Here is a 19279-nt window from a genome sequence, read left to right on the forward strand (position 1 = left end):
AAAAACAGGCACGCGTATACCTGTTTTACTCTTTTTCTCCAATGTCTCTCAGATACTGTTCACGTTCCTCCTTAGTAAAACTTTTAAGGTAATTTTCTTTCACTTCCGGCTCATCTTTATATTCTTCCCAATCTATAAAGCGGTCTGATAAATCAGGGTCATAACTCATTGAATCAACTTTACCAGATTCATATCTCAATAATGCTTCGAAACTAAATCTCTCGGGTTCATCATTGATATATCCTCTAATAATGATGTGCCCCATCGGATTGATCGTTACTTGATTTTTAAACGTAATTTTTTTTATAAATCCGTGAATATCAGACTCACGTAAATCCTCTTCAATTTTTGGCTTCATCTTCTTTGCATACTCTTCTGCTCTTTCTTGGTCGCTTTTCTCTTTTTGTTGCATACTGTTATTCCCTCCTGCATCATCGGGTTGGTCTCGGTTATGCTGGATAATTAAAACGGCTGACATAATTATAAGGATAATGATAAAAACAAACAAAAAAATTTTGAGGCTTTTCATATTATAATATCCACCTTTTCAACTTCAATTTACCTCTAATCATAGTTAAATATTTTTCTGCTTAAAATAGATATTTATCCCATAGTATATTATAATTTACATTGTTGTTAATATATTATTTACAGGAGTGACGACTTTGTCTAAGTTAAGGTCATATGCACTAACAGATGAGGATTATAATTTAATTTCTTCAAGATCTTATAGTATAGAAAACTATAAAAAATCTAAAGAAATAAAAATTAGCAATGGTAGAAAAATGTATGTCGTTGACTATAAAGAAACAGGAAAAGGGCTTAACTCACTAACTCTGGTATCAAAAGATGACTTTATTCGATCCGGTAAAGGCAAAGACCTCACCAAAATCAAAAACGCCGTCATCGCCTACCGCGGGTCAGAACCGATTGGCGCTGGCCAATATAAAGATACCATTAAAAAACATGGAAAAAAAGAGTCAGATGATCTTCTTTCTACCATTTTGACGAAGCTGCCTCCTTTTAGTCGATCGAAGGGTTCACAGGAAGTAACGACTAAGCTGACAACAGGCACAACCGCCTATACAAATGAAATTGTTCAAGATTGGATGGTTTCGGATACAAAGTATCTGATTAAAAATATTCCATTTGAGCATGGTGCAGAGAATCAAATGGTTCAAGCTGATCGGTATGCGAAAGACATACATAAGAAAATGCCGAATGCCAAGATGTATGTGACAGGTCATTCACTCGGCGGGTCGAATGCGTCCTATGTTCTTGTTAAAAATGATTTTATTAAAGGCGGGGTCACCTTTGAGAATCCGAATATTTACCCCAATCTATCGGATGGCCTCCAAGCCAAAGCATTAAAAGGTGATTACCGCAGTAGATTAACAGAATATATCAATCTCAATGACGGGCTTTCTCTTCTAAATCGACATACGACAGAAATCGGTCGTGTGAAAGTGATGTATGATGCCGCTTTACCTGAAGGCGTCGATTACTCCGAGGACTCCTCCAAAGCCGTCCAATTCATGAAAGATCTCCTCAATCGGGCTATGAGCGTCAATCCTTCACTGGATGCAAATTTGTTTCTTGAAGCCCTTGCTGGCAGTCATGGCTTAGATCGGTATGCATTTTCATCAGATGGCTCCGTTGAAACCATTGATGATATGTTGAGAAAAAACCCTTCTCTCACTGCCGCCATGTTACACCAATTGAGTCAGTCGAATGTTCACCCGCAAAGTGTGGTGGCGATTTTAATCAAGTCGCATGTTCTCATGAACACAGGGCGTAAATTCTCGACATATGCCGAGCACCATATGCAGCAAATTATCCGCAAAATCGAGAAGCTCGATAACAAAGTGGATCAATCTGTGGAACGGGTACGCTCAAGATACAAACACATTGTTGGATTTGGTTCCTATGATCAGCTGACGGCTTCTGATGTGGATGCCGTGATTCGTCATTTAAAAACGGAGGGACTTGAGAATGAGTTCTATTCCGTCAAAGAGTATGATACAGCGATTGATAGCGCGATGAATATCAAAAGGTGGCTGGACTCAATATCAGATGATATGAGCCAGCTAGGGAAAGAATACCATGATGCAGATACAGCCCTAGCAAAGAATATGGGCATTTCATAAGGAGAACGAGGAATGGAATTTTCAAAGAAACAACCAACAGATGCAGACCGTTTTTTGCAACGAATGACAGATACGCATACATCAAGCTCCGTTTTTTCTCAAACCAACTTTCACACTGAAGACATGACACCAGCAGAGCTGGCTGCTTTGAAAGCAAAGATCAAAGAAGAGCAGAAAACAGCGCTAAGCAGAGCCATCCGGCATCAGCTTCGACATGAATTTGCAGAAGACCGCAAAGAAGCGGGAGACATTTTAGATCTGATCGATGACCTTCTGATCGAAGTCTATAAACATAAGAAGCAAATTCAAACGCATATGTCAGGACAAGCCATTGACGCCTTAACAGAGAAAATCGAGCAAAGACTCACATTTTTCGAACTGAAAGAAGATGTTCAGGCCGCCATCGATTCGATTGACATTTAATTGAACCTTCCGTCTGATGAATCTTTTCCCCGTCTCACTCGTATATACTAAAAGAGTGATTGATTTGAAAGGAGATCTGTTTGTGGGATATATTTTGTTATTTTCGGTTGTGATCGGTCTTGTCTTGACCCTTTTGCTCACACCGCTCAGGTTGATCGTTAGAAAGAAAGGGACAGAACAGCAGGTTCCACTTATGTGGATTGCAGGCCTTGCTTTGCTGTTTATGGTCGGTATTTTTGTTTTCTATTACATCACCAATTTAGATCGTAATCCTTCCTCCCTATGGCTGATTGGACTTGTTGTGACAGCAGCAGGGGCCTTTTTGTCTGTTGGATTAGAGCGTAAAATAAAAGGTGTGCTGTTTCTTATTGTATTATTACTCGGTGTTTATATGGCGACAGCTTTTCTATTCAATGCGAATGAGAAATTTGATGTCTCCAAAATGGACCAAAAAGTCGAAATCAAAGCGTTTGATGAGACGGAAACACCTGCGAGTGTACCGCCTCAATTTGCTCGTAACAAAATGAAGAAATCGTTCGGACAGGTTCCGAATACGAGCTACTATGAGCTTGGTAGCCTGCAAATTCAGAAGGTCAACGGTGAGTATGTGTACATCGCCCCAGTGGAGTTCTCGGATTTCTTTAAGTGGATTCGTTCGGGGAGTACGCCGGGTTACTTTACATTAAGTGCGACCGACTCATCTGCTAATCCAAAGTTTATCAAAACAGAGATGGTTTACACGCCTTCCTCTTATTTCAACAAAGAAATTGAACGGCATATTCGCCTTCAATACCCTGATTTGATTTTCTACGGTGACACGCAGCTGGAAATCAATGATGATGGAGAGCCTTATTACATTCGCACGTATGGCGATTTCATCTCAGCCCGAAATGGCTTTAAAGCTTCTGGCGTGGTCGTTGTTGATGCTAAAACAGGGGCAACGAAGAAATATGCTCTAGATCAAGTGCCTGCTTTTATTGATGGCGCTGTTTCACCAGAGGCCGTTAGTCTGCAAAACAGTTATTTCGGAAACTATGTTCACGGCTTCTGGAACAGTATGTTTGGAAAATCAGATGTGAAACTGCCTTCAGATGAAGGAACAGAAGCCAATGTGAGTCCGGTATTTGATTCAAAAGGCGACATGTATTACTTCACAGATTTCACAAGTCCGAAAGAGGGCGTCGATTCCATGCTTGGGTATGCTCTGACAAATGCCCGAACTGGAAAAGCGACTTATTATACCGGAAATCTTGAAGCGTCCTACATGGATTCTCAAGGTGCTCTACAAATAATTGAGAAACGTTTCATCGAGAAGAAATGGAAAGGCCGCATGCCGATTCTCTATAATTTTTATGGAGAAGCGAGCTGGCTCACGCCGGTTCTCGATTCAAATGGATTCCTGCAAAACTACTTTATCGTTTCTGCAGCCAATCCAGAGATCGCTGCGTATGCTTCAACACCAAACGAAGCACTGAGAGCCTATAAGACAGCTCTGCAAAAAGGCGGCGGTACTGTTAACAGTTCCTCTAAGCAGGAAAAGAAAGAAGCCGCAGGGAAGGTCAAACGAGTGTATAAAGAAAAGACCGGTGATTATACAACCGTCACCTTCTTACTAGACGATGGGAAAAACTACACCATGTCATCTGAAAAAGAACCTCTCGTCATTTATCTAAAAGAAGGCGATCAGGTCACCATGAAATATACAGATACAGGTGAAATCTTCCTTCCAGTCGATGAAATCAAAATCAAAGGGTTATAAAAAGAAGCTTCTCCTATTGAGGAGAAGCTTCTTTTCTCTCTTTCCTTAACAATTCAACAAGTAATTCCTTATTTTTATTTCCCCCTGTCATGGGTGACTCAACATAGGAGAATTTTCGTTTAAAATCCATTCCTCTCACAGAAATGACAGCTAATTCACCGCCAATGCTGCCTCGCTGAAGGACATATTTAGATAAAACTGAAAGTCCCATTTCATGAATCACAGCTTCTTTAATCGCTTGATTGCTGCTAAATGTCACAAAGGTCCGTGCTTTTAGTCCATTCGATTTCAAGACGTGCTGTAAGTATTCACCGGTACCAGATCCCTCTTCTCTCGTGATCCACGTTTCATTTTGCAATTGATCAATCGTGACATCCTTTTTCTTAGCAAAAGGGTGATCTAATGGCGCAACGATATAAAGCTCGTCCTGTAGAAAAGTTTCAACAGTCAGTTCTTTGTCATTGGTCTGTCCTTCAATCAAACCGATGTCGACATGGAATAAACGGACATGTCTAGCGATCGCCTCAGTATTATCAATGACCACCTCAATATCGACATGCGGGTAAAGCTGATGAAACTCTGCCAAAATTTGCGGCAGCACATACTCTCCAATGGTAAAACTCGCACCAATTGTCAGCTTCCCTCTTGCGAGATGATGATGCTCATAAATATCCTGCTTCGCCTGTTCATATAAACGAATGATTTGTTTTGATCGATGGTACAACATATCCCCAGTTGGTGTAACGGTTAATTGCTTTGGCGAACGATTCAGCAGAACAGTCTGGAATTCCTGCTCCAAATTCTTAATATGAAGACTGACACTCGGCTGAGAAATCCGCAGTTTTTGGGCGGCTTTTGTAAAGTTTTTCTCTTCCACAACTGTCACAAATGTCTTCAGTGCATCGTAATACATCGGTCCCTCTCCTATCAGAAATCTTAATCCTATCCCTTTCATATATATATCTTACTAATTCATTCTCCTTGCGTAAAGAACCGCCTATCCGAAAACAATTTAATAAAAATATTTACTAATTTTTTTAAAGACTCTATACTAAGAGGAGATATTTTCTATTGGAGGTGCTGATTTGGCAGCTAAAATAAAGGACATCGCTGAAAAAGCAGGATTATCCATTGCGACGGTATCTCGTGTACTGAACCAGGATCCTAACCTGTCTGTCACGGATCAAACACGCGAAAAGGTATACGCCGCCGCAGAAGCTTTGTCCTATCAAAAGAAGACATTCAAACATTCATTAAAAAAAATCGCCTTTCTCTATTGGATGACCGAAAAGGAAGAGCTTGAAGATATTTATTTTAAATCCATTCGTCTAGGCATTGAGGAACTGACCAATACCCGAAGCTTAAATGTTACCGCTTATCATCCATCTGATGGTCTTCAATCTATTGATCCTTCTACAGAAGGAATCATCGCCATCGGTCGATTTAAAAAGACTGAGCTTGACCAATTATATGCGATCACCCAGCACATCGTCTTTATTGATACGTCTCCAGATGAAGACCGTTTTGATTCTGTAAAGCCAAACCTGAAACGAATTGTTGAAAAGATCGTCGATTCTTTTATTGAAAAAGAGCACACATCCATTGGTTTCATTGGCGGTACCGACCTTGATCTGAATAAACATGTACACATTCCAGATATCCGCGAAACGACTTTCCGTCAATACATGATGTCTCACAATGCGCTTGATGAGCGATTGGTCTATATCGGTCAACATTTCTCAGTAGATGAAGGCTATTCGCTGATGATAAAGGCGATCGACGATCTCGGCGATGAACTTCCCACCGCTTTTTGTGTCGCGAGTGATCCTCTTGCTATCGGCTGTTTACAAGCATTAAATGAACGAGGATTTTCTCTGCCGAATCGTGTCAGCGTCTTTAGTATCAACGATATTCATGTGTCTCAATATGTATCACCACCGCTCACCACGTACCATATTCATACGTCTTTGCTGTGTGAAACAGCCGTCGATTTATTGTTAGAAAGACTTGTGGACGGCAGAACATTACCTAAAACTGTGCTGATTGCCTCAGAGCCTGTCTTTCGAAAAAGTACGATATAAACAACTGGAAGCCCTACCCAATGAGGAGGGCTTCTTTTCTCTTTAGATGAGTAAAAAATTTTACTTAATAAATTTAATAAAACATGTTTACTTTTTTTACTTAAGTTGATATTCTCACATTAAGAAAGCGTTTTCTTGTTATCTGTGAAAAAAGAACGAGAGGGGATTACCAATGAAAAAGAGAAAATGGGCGACATTATCAGCAGTCGTTGGGACTGCTGTGCTTCTGCTTTCAGCATGCGGACCGGGAGATGGCAATTCAAGCGGAAGTCAGCCAGCATCTACAGGTACAAAGACCTTGCTAGTGTGGGAGGATGTCAAAAAGGCTGACGGGATTCAAGACGCTGTAAAAGAATTCGAAAAACAACATGATGTGAAAATCAAAGTCGTCGAAAAAGCATATGCCGACCAAATCGAAGCTCTCCGCCTTGATGGAGCAGCGGGAACAGGTCCAGACGTCATCACGATGCCTCACGATCAAATTGGTTCGGCTGTTACTGAAGGGCTATTACAGGAAATCAAGCCCGAGCAAAAAGTGATCGACTCCTTCACAGACGAATCGATTCAATCACAAAAGATAGATGGCAAGTTGTATGGTCTGCCAAAATCCGTTGAAACCACTGTGCTTTTTTACAACAAAGACCTTGTCAAAAAGGCACCAACAACACTTGATGGCTGGTATGCTCTTTCGAAAAAGCTAACAAAGGACGGGAAATACGGTTTTGTTGCAAAATGGGATGAAATTTACTATGCACAAAGTGTGCTGGGCGGATCAGGGGGCTATATTTTCAAGCAGAAAAGCGATAGCTCTTATGATGTGAATGATATTGGTCTTAATAACGATGGTGCCATAGAAGGCGGAAAATACATTGAAAAATTCTTTAGCGAAGGGCTTTTCCCAAAAGGCATCATTGGTGAACAAGGAATCAACGTCCTCAACTCCTTATTCACAGAAAAAAAAGCAGCAGCTGTGATTTCTGGTCCGTGGTCATTTGGCCCTTATAAAGAAGCGGGTATTGACTATGGCGTGACCGAGCTGCCAACACTCCCTAACGGAAAGCATATGAGCTCATTCTTAGGTGTAAAGAGCTACAATGTCTCCTCTTATTCTAAAAATAAAGAACTTGCTGAGAAATTTGTTGAATTTATCACGAACGAAAAAAATTCGAAAAAGCGCTTTGAAGTAACAGAGGAAATTCCACCAGTGAAAAAGCTGATGAAAGATCCAGTCATTACTGAAAACGCAAATGCGAATGCTGTTTCAAAGCAAACGAAATATGCCACGCTGACACCGAACAATCCTGAAATGGCAGAGGTGTGGAAGCCGATTGATAGTGCATTAGGCCTCATAGCAACTGGTCGTACAGATGTGAAAAAGGCATTTGATGATGCGGTCAATCAAATCGACTCTCAAATTAAAGCAAATCACTCCAAATAACCATCAAATGCGGGTAGTCTATCACACTGCCCGTAGTTGATCTAATTTCATATGAAGTAGGTGTTAGACGTGACGGGTAACCTTGAACTAGACCGTACACACACAGTGGAATCAAAGACACACCGGAGACGGGCGCTAATGTTCTCTCTTATACCCGGGATGGGGCAGATATACAACAAACAATACGGCAAAGGAGCATTCTTTTTCCTGTTTGGCGTCTCTTTTTTGATTGTATTTTATGATTTATTCAATATTGGCTTCTGGGGACTGTTCACACTTGGGACGATGCTGCCTCGTGATAACTCTGTTTTTCTTTTAGCAAAAGGGATCATTGCGCTGTTAACAGCTGGTTTTGGTATCGGCTTTTATGTACTCATGATGCGTGATGCTTTTACAAACGGAAAGAAACGGGATCAAGGGGTTCCACTTCATTCCATCCGTGCTCAATATCACCAGCTCATCGACCAAGGCTTTCCTTACTTAATGAGCACGCCTGCTTTCTTTTTACTTCTATTTTCTGTTGTCTTTCCAATTATGTTCAGCTTTGCGCTTGCCTTTACGAACTACGATTTATACCACTCGCCTCCTGCTAATTTGATTGACTGGGTAGGAATCAAGAACTTTCAAAATATCTTTTCCATTGATATTTGGAGAGACACCTTTATTGATGTACTTGGCTGGACCGTCATATGGACTTTAGTTGCGTCGACTCTTCAATGTGCCGTCGGCATCTTTCTAGCGGTTTTGCTCAATCAAAAGGATTTAAAGGGAAAACGGTTTTTCAGAACGATTTTAATTCTTCCTTGGGCTGTTCCTGGGTTTGTGACGATTTTGGTATTTGCTGGGCTGTTCAATGATACATTTGGTGCGATTAACAATACACTTTTTGCCTCGATAGGGATTGATCCAAAACCATGGCTGACAGATCCATTTTGGAGCAAAATTTCACTCATTGCGATGCAGACTTGGCTCGGATTTCCTTTTGTATTCATTATGACAACCGGGGTTTTGCAGGCGATTCCCGATGATTTATATGAGGCTGCAACCATTGATGGGGCCAATTTCTTTCAGAAGTTCCGGTCCATCACGTTACCGCTTGTTCTCTATTCCATTGCACCTATACTCATCACACAATATACATTTAACTTTAACAACTTTAATATCATCTACTTATTTAATGGCGGGGGGCCGCCTGTTGCAGGGTCAACTGCTGGGGGAACGGACATCTTGGTTTCTTGGATTTATAAACTCACGATGCAGTCTTCTCAATATGCACTCGCTGCGGCTGTCACGATTTTACTTTCAATCTTTGTCATCGCCATTGCCCTCTGGCAGTTTAAGAGAACGAATTCATTCAAAGAGGAGGACATGATGTGATATGGGATCAAAACAAAACAAGCTCATTCGCCTGAGCATTACTTATTTTATCCTTTTCATTGCCTCCATTTGTATTCTATACCCACTGCTTTGGACAATCGGTGCTTCCTTTAATCCTGGAAACAGCCTCATGAGTACAAGTATGTTTCCGAAGAATCCAACGTTCAGTCACTTTACCGAGCTTTTCTTCGGCCCGGGAGCACTTTATGCAAAATGGTATTGGAACTCCATGAAGATCAGTATTTCGACTATGCTCTTAACGCTGATACTTGTTAGTTTTACAGGCTATGCCTTTTCTAGATTCCGTTTCAAAGGACGGAAAAATGGGCTGATGCTCTTTTTGCTGCTGCAAATGATTCCTCAATTTTCAGCACTAATTGCGATTTTCGTTTTGGCTCAAATGCTTGGACTCATTAACAGCCACCTTGCATTGATTTTGATTTATGCAGGCGGACAAATTCCGATGAATACGTATTTAATGAAAGGCTATCTCGATGCGATTCCGAAGGACCTCGATGAATCGGCCAGAATGGATGGCGCAGGGCATTTTCGCATTTTCATCCAAATTATTATGCCGCTTGCTAAGCCCATCTTAGCCGTTGTCGCCATCAACTCTTTTACAGGACCGCTGGGTGATTTCATCATCTCTAGCGTCATTGTCCGCTCACCCGAAATGTATACGCTCCCAATCGGTCTATACAATCTTGTATCAGACAAAATGGGTGCCAGCTACACGACCTTTGCAGCCGGGGCTTTACTCATTGCGATTCCAGTCGCTTTATTGTTTCTTGTTTTACAAAAACAATTTGTATCCGGCCTCACACAAGGCGGGACAAAAGGATAAGGGGAGATTTGATGAAGAAATGGATGCTTGTTACGATCGTTGTTTTCTTTTTGATGGGGTTAGGGATTTTGCCTGAAGCAAAGGCGGATGCCATTTCCGTTCAGCCGATCAATGGTCTGCAAGGTGATTTCATTAAAGGAGCAGATATCTCCATGCTTGCGGAAGTGGAGAGAAGCGGGGGCAGATACTTCGACCAGAACGGAAAACAGGTGGACCCGCTCAAGCTATTAAAGGAAAAAGGCGTCAACTACGTGCGCATCAGACTCTGGAACCATCCATACGACAACCAAGGCCGTGCTTATAACGGCGGGACAAATGATCTTAATACAGCCATCGCTCTATCAAAACGCGCAAAAGCACAAAATATGAAAGTGCTGCTTGATTTTCATTACAGTGATTTCTGGACCGATCCTGGTAAACAGTTCAAACCGAAATCATGGGCATCTCTTTCACAAAACGATTTAGTAAAAGCGGTTGGCACTTACACTGGGGATGTACTCAAAACGATGAGGGCCCAAAATGCGCTGCCGAACATGGTACAGGTTGGAAACGAATTGAACTCAGGCATGTTGTGGCCGAACGGAAAGAGCTGGGGCGAAGGCGGTGGTGAATTTGACCGGCTCGCCGCTTTGCTAAAGGCAGGCACAAATGCTGTCCGCTCTGTCGATTCAAATATCAAGGTCATGCTTCACCTTGCACATGGAGGGGACAATGGCGCATCTCGCTGGTGGTTTGATGAAATCACAAAACGAGGTGTCTCATTCGATACGATCGGTTTATCTTACTACCCATATTGGGATGGCGGATTTAACGGCCTTACTAACAATATGAATGATATTAGCGCCCGCTATAACAAAGATGTCATCGTGGTAGAAACCGCCTACGGCTTTACAACAGCAAATGGCGACAACCTAGAAAACTCATTTAACCAAGATTCCGTTCATACTGCCGGTTATCCAGCATCACCACAAGGGCAGGCATCTTTTATACGAGATCTATCAGAGAAAATTTCACAAGTAAACAACAAGCGCGGGAAAGGGTTCTTTTATTGGGAGCCGCTTTGGATTCCATCAAAAGGCGCGCCGTGGTCTAGTCAATACGGGCTTGCTTATATTCAAACAACCGGCACGGTCGGGAATGCTTGGGAAAATCAGGCGATGTTTGATTTCAACGGAAAAGCACTTCCTTCTCTTGATGTATTTAAACAAATGACACCGTAATTAAACAGATAGGACGTGACAAAATGGGAAAGCGTTACCCACTCGTTCACCCAGATGTGAAAGGCTTTTTGCATGGTGGCGACTATAACCCTGATCAATGGCTCCATATGCCGGAGATCATTGATGAAGATTTTCGATTAATGAAGCTTGCACACTGTCAAACATTCTCTATCAACATTTTCGCATGGAGTAAGCTCGAGCCAAAAGAAGGGGAATATGATTTTGCCTGGCTGGATGATATCATGGATCGCTTGGCAGCGCAGGGGGCCCACGCCATTCTTGCAACACCAAGCGGAGCAAGACCTGCTTGGCTCTCACAAGCATATCCTGAGGTTTTACGAGTTGAAGCGAATCGTCAGCGCAACTTACATGGACTTCGCCATAATCATTGCTTCACCTCACCGGTTTATCGAGAAAAAACGAATACACTCAACCGGCTGCTCGCTGAACGCTATAAGGATCATCCAGCACTGATCATGTGGCACATTTCAAATGAATACGGTGGTGAATGTCATTGTGATCTTTGTCAGGAAGCATTTCGGGACTATCTGAAAGACAAATACAATCATGACCTTGAAGCTTTGAATCAAGCATGGTGGACAGGATTTTGGAGCCACACGTATAGTGATTGGTCGCAAATCGAGTCACCTGCACCGCATGGGGAGCACATGATTCACGGCATGAACCTCGATTGGAAGCGTTTTGTCACAGCGCAAACGATCAATTTTTATCAAAATGAAATTGAACCGCTACGAGAATTAACACCTCATGTGCCAGTAACCACCAATTTTATGGGCGACTACCCGCATATGCGGCCATTCCTTGGACTGGATTATCATCAATTTGCAAAAGAGGTCGATGTGATTTCATGGGATAGCTATCCAGCATGGCACAGCGGCAGGGAAACAACTGCGGAATTAGCGTCAAATGTCGCCTTCGTTCACGATTTGTATCGTTCATTAAAGGACGGTCAGCCATTCCTTGTCATGGAGAGTACACCGAGCCTTGTGAACTGGCATGAAGTGAATAAGGTGAAGCATAAAGGAATGGCACACCTTTATGCCATACAGGCGATTGCCCATGGATCAGACTCCGTGCTTTACTTCCAGTGGCGCCAAGGGCGAGGCGCCTCCGAGAAATTCCACGGCGCCGTTGTGGATCACTCAGGACATGAACATACACGCGTGTTTCAAGAGGTCGCTGATCTAGGGAAACAGCTGGAGCAGCTCCAGCCGATTGCGGGGACATCCGTTCAACCAGAAGTTGCCATCATATACGATTGGGAAAACCACTGGGCCATTGATGATGCGCAAGGCTTAAATAATACAAACAAACGCTACGTCGAGGCTTGTCAAACCCATTATCGAAGCTTTTGGAAAAAAGGCATCCCTGTTGACATTGTCGGAATGGAAAAGGATTTCTCATCCTATCGAGTGCTCGTTGGTCCAATGCTCTACATGATCAAACCAGGCGTGGCAGAAAAAATCGAAGCCTTCGTTAAAAAGGGCGGCATTTTTATCGCGACATATTGGAGCGGCATGGTCGATGAAAATGACCTCTGTTTCCTCGGTGGTTTTCCCGGTCCTCTCCGCCATGTCCTTGGCATATGGGCGGAAGAAATCAACACATTGATGCCTGATGAACACGTATTAATGACCACAGGAAATGGACGCACCTACCATGTCGGGCAATATTGCGAATCCATTCATCCTGAAACGGCCTCTGTGTTAGGGCATTTTGAGAATGGCTGCTACGAAGGACAGCCCGCCCTGACTGTCCATCCTTTTGGAGATGGAAAGGCATACTATATGGCTTCTGAAAATGAGCAAGCTTTTTATGATGAATTTTACGAGGATCTCATCACAGGATTGGGTATACAGGCTATCATGTCGTCTCCGATCCCTGAGGGAGTCAGTGTACAAAAGCGAACAGATGGTACTCAGGAATATGTGTTTATAATGAATTTTACGGAAAACCAGCAGCTCCTTTCACTAGAGTCAGAGGAAGGTTATCAAAATATGCTGACAGGTCAACATGTGCCTCAAGAGCTTCAGCTTGATTCTTACGAGTACGTTATCTTGAAAAAATAGATTGATAGGAGGCGTCCATTCATTGGACGTTTCTTTTATTTTAGTGAGTCTAAATACCTATACAAATTTTGTGGTTTTAATTGTAAACTCGAATCGTTATATTTTATCTAAATTTTTTGACATGTTTCATCCCTTGCTAATACTGGTTCCATTATCCTTTATCACCATTTTATAGGTATGAAAGCGGTTGCCTAATACTCATATTTTTGATACCCTTTTTTTCAATGCAGGTATGGGACTGCATTGTCATGAAAAGAGCAAGTAAATGTGAACGGTTTATTGTAGGGGGAGGGACTTATGTTAACGTTTGTTGGATTATTGATTATTTTAACGATTGTTGTATTGCTGATTTGGGGGAAAGCAAGTCCAATTGTTGCCATGGTCATGGTGCCTTTAATCGGGGCATTCATCGCAGGATTTGGGATTAATGACATTCAATCATTCTTTGAAGAAGGGATTATCAAAGTACTGCCAGTGGCGACCATGTTTATCTTCGCCATTTTATTTTTTGGCATTTTACAAGATACAGGGTTCTTTGAACCTGTAATAAAAGCGCTCATTAAACTGACAAGGGGAAATGTTGTCACGGTTGCGATGGGGACAGCTCTAATAGGAGTCATCGCTCATTTAGACGGAGCAGGAGCGACGACGTTTTTATTAACTGTACCTGCACTGCTTCCACTTTATAAAAAATTACATATGAGTCCTTACTTATTGCTGTTATTGATCGGGACGAGTGCCGGCTTAACCAATATGGTGCCGTGGGCTGGCCCCACAGGACGGGCAGCAAGTGTGTTAAATATGGACCCATCTGAACTTTGGGTGCCACTCATTCCCATTCAGCTCATTGGGGTCGTTCTCGTATTAGGAATGGCATTTATTTTAGGGAAAAGGGAAGAAAAACGTATCCGGGTCAAAATCGCTGCAAACGAAATTGCTGCTGTTCAATTAGAAGGCGCAGATTGGGACCGGGCTATTCAATCCATTAGCGAGACAGGTGACGCCGCTTTAAAACGTTATCATCTAATTTGGGTGAATTTCATTCTGTTTATAGCCGTAGTTGTCCTTCTTGTGCTCAACGTGATTCCGGCTAGTTATATGTTTATGATTGGCCTTTCTCTAGCACTATTAATTAACTATCCGAAAGTGGATGTACAAATGGAGAGAATCAAGGCGCATGCACCTAGTGCACTCATGATGGCCGCCGTTATTTTCTCCGCAGGTTCATTTCTAGGAATTCTTGAAGGAACGGGCATGCTAAAAGCCATTGCTGTGGACAGCGTTCAGATTCTACCTGCTTTCCTGCTTCCATTTTTACATATCATTGTCGGGATGTTTGGGGTACCGCTGGATATGCTGACAAGTACAGACGCCTATTATTATGCCTTACTTCCAATTGTCGAATCGATTACATCTGAAGTTGGCGTGTCGGGCACTTCCGCGGCGTATGCCATGATGATCGGGAACATCATCGGAACCTTTGTCAGTCCACTCGCTCCAGCCGTTTGGCTTGCGATCGGTCTTGCAGGAGTCGATATGGGGAAACATATCCGCTATTCCTTCTTCTGGATGTGGGGATTCAGTATTGTCCTACTGATCGTTGCCAAACTGATTGGCATTGTTTAAATAAAGAAAGACATGCGTACATCGACGCATGTCTTTTTTACATTATGAAGGATATTCACTTGTGTGGATGTCTGTTTTCGGTTTTCTAATAAGAGACATCAATCCAACGATAAACATGAGAACCATTGGAACAAATGCAAGACCAACTGTTCCAATTAAAAGAGTCACAGCAGAAACTAAGAAAAGAATACCTGAAAGCACGGCACGACGGTCTGTTTTCAAGAAAATCAAACCTACAATGGCAAGTACCGCCGCAATTCCAGAAACGACCATGAACTGAATACCAAATGCATGCACCGAAGCCTCAAGTGTTTCCATTGGCAATGCGCTGCCTTCCTCTTGTAGCACTTCATTCATTTCCTCATAAAATGATGGATCAACGGAAAGCATTAATGCCCCAAAACCAACACCAATGACACTGAGGACAATACTGATAATCCCCATAATTTTTTCACCTTTACGCTTAATCATGTGTAAACCTCCTAAAAATTTTAAAATTTAACTGCCTGTTTTCACTTCTCGTTTTTGGAAGACAATTAAGGCAATGGCTAAGAAAATAGCCCAATAGATGACTAGGACTGTTAGTGAGAATCCTAGAGACATGCCTTCGATAAAAGTAGGTGTGTCTGCAAAATATTGTGCAGGATCGTTGGCAAACAATAAGTATTTCGCCCAATCAAAGAAGAACATCAAAATGCTTGTAATGGATGCTCCAACAATATAAGCTAACACACTGATTGCAATAGAAATGGCCTCACTTCTAAATACCGTTGAGATAGCAAAAGAAAGTGTCCCCAGTACAACAAACATAGCACAATGTGCTAAATAATAGGAAACCATATTTGCAAGCTGAGATCGTTCAATGATTTCACCATTTTGATAGGACAAATACACATAATCATGATTTAATCCAAAGAATATCGCACCTAAGATAAATGATAGGAAAAATAGAACCGCGATAAGAAATAGAGAGTAAAGTTGAACGGTTAAGTATTTAGATAAGAGAACCTTCATTCTTGAAGGCGGGCGAATTAACAATAATTTAATTGTACCATGCTTATATTCAGCCGAGACAATCGTGGCTGCAATGATAATCACAAATACACCAACCAACTGCAGCAAATCCGCATTGATCTTCACATAAGTCCATGCGTTTTTACCGAATTCCCCCTCAGGAGGCAAATCATGTTTGATTCGATACTCATTGATTGCTATTTCCTTTTCAAGAGATCTCTTATAAAATCCTAAATCATTCTCTTTCAATTCTTGCTTCTTTGATTTATTGATCGATTGCAGCTCAGTCTTCCAATCACCTGATGCTTGATCTTCGTTATTTGTTTTCACTGCAAAGATCAGCGTGGCAATCATACCTAAAACAAGAAGGCCAACCATAATCCAAGTTCCAATACGATAACTGATCTTCATCCACTCGTTTTGAATGAGGCGAATCATACGTCTGCCTCCTTTTTACCTGTTAAGCTTAAGAACTTATCTTCTAAGGTTTGTTTTTCTATTTTGATTTCGTACAACTGAATAGAAGCCTCACTCAAATGACGAATCAATTGTGGCATTTTCTCTTCTAGGATGGAGAAGAATAAATACTGCTCCTCTTCTCTTACAGTCGTGCCTTCCTCAAATGCACCAATGAGCTTCTGCGCTTCTTCCAGCTCACCAGATGCGACCTTCATTCGATAATTGACCAATTCATCCTGATTCGTCTCTGCACGCTGATCCTCAATCGCAATCAGCTTTCCTTTTTGGATAATCGCAAAACGATCACACATCAATTCCATTTCTGACATGAGGTGACTTGAAACAATGACAGCTAGCCCTTCTTCCTTCGCAAGCCTTCTCAAGTAATCTCGTATCATGCGAATTCCCTCAGGATCAAGTCCATTGGTCGGCTCATCTAATATCAGTAGTTTTGGTTTATGTATAAGAGCCTGCGCAATGCCTAAACGCTGCTTCATTCCTAATGAAAATGTTCGGACACGCTTATGTTTCACGTGCTGTAAGCTGACTAGTTCTAGCAGCTCATCAATTCGCCCTTCATCCACTTTCCCATTCATTCTGGCAAAGTGAACAAGATTTTGTCTTGCTGTTAAGTGATTATACATTTCTGGGTTTTCAATAATGGCACCAACATCCTGAATGGCATGCTGATAAGAGGATTGAATACTATGACCATTAATCAGAATGTCCCCAGATGTAATAGGAGAAAGACCGACCATCATACGAATGGTGGTTGTTTTCCCTGCGCCGTTTGGTCCTAAGAAGCCAAAGACTTCGCCCGCTTGGACAGAAAAGCTCAAGTCTTGAACAATCTTTTTCCCGTGAATATGTCTAGATACATTATGCAGTTCTAAAACGTTCGTCACGTTACCTCTCCTTCTTTGTCTAAGTATCATCTATCATCTATTTCCTGATAAACACCACGATCCGTCAAAAATAGAAGAACACTTCCATATGGTACAGCAATGCCCAAAAGTTGTGAAGGGGATTAGGCAAAATTTAGAGAATCCTCTGCCTTTTTTAAGGTAGGGTTAAGAAAGCAGTGTTTTTTTATGTGAAAAGAGGCTTGATTTTTTAAAAAATGAACCTTTTTCAACAGGTATATATGTATGGAGTTCAGTTTAAGATTATTCCTTTCACCTATAAATAAAGAAAAAGAGGCTTCTGTCTGACAGCCTCTTTTCACTCATTATATCTTTTTCACAAACTCTGATTTTAACTTCATTGCGCCAAAGCTAGGAATTTTACAATCAATGTTATGATCGCCTTCCACTAAACGAATACCTTTGACCTTCGTCCCTATTTTTAAAACGGAAGAAGAACCTTTTACTTTTAAATCTTTAATGACAGAGACCGTATCCCCATCACTTAACAGATTTCCATTCGCATCTTTGACCACAAGCTGCTCCTCTGCCGCTTGTTCTTGTTCAAGTGACCATTCATGCGCACATTCAGGACAAACTAGCAGACTGCCATCCTCATAAGTATACGTTGAACTGCATGAAGGACAATTTGGTAGATTAGACATTTGTGTTTCCTCCAACTTTCTATTTCATTTCATACAATCTTACCACATTTCTATAGAAAGAATGTGATAGAAAAGGAAACATTTTTCACCGCTTACTTATTTCTTCCAATTGATATAATAGCCGCAATATTTCGAGCGGTTCTCTCTACATGAATAGCCCCATCTCTCATCGCCTCAGAAAGAGAAGTCACACCTGGAACGATACTAAAAAGTGCATCAATGCCATGCTCATGTACGACTGCACTATCCTTTGAGAGGGAGCCCGCGATGCCAATCACAGGCAGGTGATACTGCTTTGCTGCTTTGGCTACGCCGATTGGGGTTTTTCCATAAATAGTCTGCTTGTCAATCCGGCCCTCCCCAGTAATGACAAGGTCAGCCTCCTTGATGACCTCCTCAAACTGAACAGCTTTCAGCACAATATCAATTCCTCTTTGCAAATCGGCGTGTAAAAAGCCTAATAAACTCGCACCAAGTCCTCCTGCCGCTCCTGCTCCCGCTGCCCCCTCAAAGGATACATTGAACTGCTTTTCTGCTATTTGTGCAAAATGAGCTAAGTTCTTGTCTAACACTTGAACCATTTCTTCATCAGCACCCTTTTGAGGACCGAATACAGCAGACGCTCCTCTCTCACCTGTTAAAGGATTATCCACATCACAAGCTGCCTCCAGCCGAACGGATTGTAGTCTTGGGTCAAGTCCAGATAGATCAATGGAAGCTAATTGATGAAGGGCCCCACCGCCTGGCGATAGCTCCTGTCCTGCTTGATCAAGGAAAGCCGCACCTAATCCTTGCATCATTCCAACACCGCCATCATTGGTTGCACTTCCGCCAAGCCCAATGATGACATGCTTTGCTCCTCGATCCAGTGCCGCAAGCATTAATTCCCCTGTTCCTCTCGATGTCGTGAATAGCGGATTGCGTCTTTCTAGCGGAACAAGGTGTAACCCAGAGGCTGCAGCCATCTCTATGACCGCCGTGTCACCGTCTCCTAACATGCCAAAAAAAGCATCTACGGGTTCACCAAGCGGACCTGTAACCACTTGATTGACAACATGACCGCCCGTCGCATCAACCAGCGATTGAACGGTCCCCTCGCCTCCATCTGCCATGGGAAGTTTGATATATTCAGCGTTTGGCAAAATCGCATGAAATCCTCGTTCAATGGCACATGCAGTCTCATATGCAGATAAACTTTCTTTAAATGAATCTGGTGCGATCACAATTTTCATCC

Annotated in this window: 17 protein-coding genes; 10 read left to right on the forward strand and 7 right to left on the reverse strand. The window is 42.1% G+C overall.

Annotated elements, in window-relative coordinates:
* Positions 1-25: 25 nt before the first annotated feature.
* A complete protein-coding gene (locus tag C5695_RS19625; RefSeq protein WP_088004038.1) occupies positions 26-529 on the reverse strand; it encodes a DUF1433 domain-containing protein in 504 nt (167 codons plus the stop codon).
* A gap of 127 nt (positions 530-656) precedes the next feature.
* Here C5695_RS19625 and C5695_RS19630 point away from each other — a divergent pair, with 127 nt between their 5' ends.
* The 3 genes from C5695_RS19630 to C5695_RS19640 all read left to right on the forward strand — a co-directional run bounded on the left by C5695_RS19630 (position 657) and on the right by C5695_RS19640 (position 4329).
* Positions 657-2147: a lipase family protein gene (locus C5695_RS19630; protein ID WP_187441861.1), complete on the forward strand. Its 1491-nt coding sequence runs from the start codon at positions 657-659 to the stop codon at positions 2145-2147.
* A gap of 12 nt (positions 2148-2159) precedes the next feature.
* On the forward strand, positions 2160-2570 hold the full coding sequence (locus tag C5695_RS19635; RefSeq protein WP_117732723.1) for a hypothetical protein: 411 nt from the start codon (positions 2160-2162) through the stop codon (positions 2568-2570).
* Positions 2571-2652: 82 nt separating this feature from the next.
* Positions 2653-4329, forward strand: a complete 1677-nt coding sequence (locus tag C5695_RS19640) for a sulfite exporter TauE/SafE family protein (RefSeq protein WP_117732725.1) — start codon at positions 2653-2655, stop codon at positions 4327-4329.
* A 13-nt stretch (positions 4330-4342) separates the two neighbouring features.
* On the opposite strand, the gene C5695_RS19645 is transcribed toward C5695_RS19640, so the two are convergent.
* Complete coding sequence (locus C5695_RS19645) at positions 4343-5242, reverse strand: LysR family transcriptional regulator (protein ID WP_117732727.1); 900 nt, start codon at positions 5240-5242, stop codon at positions 4343-4345.
* A 172-nt stretch (positions 5243-5414) separates the two neighbouring features.
* Here C5695_RS19645 and C5695_RS19650 point away from each other — a divergent pair, with 172 nt between their 5' ends.
* The 7 genes from C5695_RS19650 (at position 5415) to C5695_RS19680 (ending at position 15005) form a co-directional block, all read left to right on the forward strand.
* On the forward strand, positions 5415-6410 hold the full coding sequence (locus C5695_RS19650; RefSeq protein ID WP_117732729.1) for a LacI family DNA-binding transcriptional regulator: 996 nt from the start codon (positions 5415-5417) through the stop codon (positions 6408-6410).
* Positions 6411-6582: 172 nt separating this feature from the next.
* Entirely contained in the window at positions 6583-7848 is a 1266-nt protein-coding gene (locus C5695_RS19655) for a galactooligosaccharide ABC transporter substrate-binding protein GanS (RefSeq protein WP_117732731.1), read from the forward strand.
* Between the two features lie 138 nt (positions 7849-7986).
* Complete coding sequence (locus tag C5695_RS19660) at positions 7987-9225, forward strand: carbohydrate ABC transporter permease (protein ID WP_117732733.1); 1239 nt, start codon at positions 7987-7989, stop codon at positions 9223-9225.
* A gap of 1 nt (position 9226) precedes the next feature.
* Positions 9227-10069: a sugar ABC transporter permease gene (locus tag C5695_RS19665; RefSeq protein ID WP_117732735.1), complete on the forward strand. Its 843-nt coding sequence runs from the start codon at positions 9227-9229 to the stop codon at positions 10067-10069.
* Between the two features lie 11 nt (positions 10070-10080).
* Positions 10081-11289, forward strand: coding sequence for a glycoside hydrolase family 53 protein (locus C5695_RS19670; protein ID WP_117732737.1), 1209 nt, complete (start codon positions 10081-10083; stop codon positions 11287-11289).
* A gap of 23 nt (positions 11290-11312) precedes the next feature.
* Positions 11313-13379: a beta-galactosidase gene (locus tag C5695_RS19675; protein WP_117732739.1), complete on the forward strand. Its 2067-nt coding sequence runs from the start codon at positions 11313-11315 to the stop codon at positions 13377-13379.
* A gap of 297 nt (positions 13380-13676) precedes the next feature.
* Entirely contained in the window at positions 13677-15005 is a 1329-nt protein-coding gene (locus C5695_RS19680; RefSeq protein ID WP_117732741.1) for a CitMHS family transporter, read from the forward strand.
* Positions 15006-15047: 42 nt separating this feature from the next.
* Here C5695_RS19680 and C5695_RS19685 read toward each other — a convergent pair whose 3' ends face one another.
* The 5 genes from C5695_RS19685 to C5695_RS19705 all read right to left on the reverse strand — a co-directional run bounded on the left by C5695_RS19685 (position 15048) and on the right by C5695_RS19705 (position 19277).
* Positions 15048-15476: a DUF4064 domain-containing protein gene (locus tag C5695_RS19685; protein WP_117732743.1), complete on the reverse strand. Its 429-nt coding sequence runs from the start codon at positions 15474-15476 to the stop codon at positions 15048-15050.
* A gap of 27 nt (positions 15477-15503) precedes the next feature.
* Complete coding sequence (locus C5695_RS19690; protein ID WP_117732745.1) at positions 15504-16457, reverse strand: ABC transporter permease subunit; 954 nt, start codon at positions 16455-16457, stop codon at positions 15504-15506.
* Positions 16454-17413 (reverse strand): ABC transporter ATP-binding protein, encoded by a 960-nt coding sequence (locus C5695_RS19695; protein WP_233230761.1) that lies wholly within the window; start codon positions 17411-17413, stop codon positions 16454-16456. The genes C5695_RS19690 and C5695_RS19695 overlap by 4 nt, the downstream gene beginning before the upstream one ends.
* A gap of 293 nt (positions 17414-17706) precedes the next feature.
* Complete coding sequence (locus tag C5695_RS19700; RefSeq protein ID WP_117732749.1) at positions 17707-18045, reverse strand: zinc ribbon domain-containing protein YjdM; 339 nt, start codon at positions 18043-18045, stop codon at positions 17707-17709.
* 92 nt (positions 18046-18137) lie between these two features.
* A complete protein-coding gene (locus C5695_RS19705; protein ID WP_117732751.1) occupies positions 18138-19277 on the reverse strand; it encodes a glycerate kinase in 1140 nt (379 codons plus the stop codon).
* Between the last annotated feature and the right edge of the window lie 2 nt (positions 19278-19279).

This window comes from Bacillus pumilus (genome assembly GCF_003431975.1).
Taxonomy (GTDB): Bacteria; Bacillota; Bacilli; order Bacillales; family Bacillaceae; genus Bacillus; species Bacillus pumilus_N.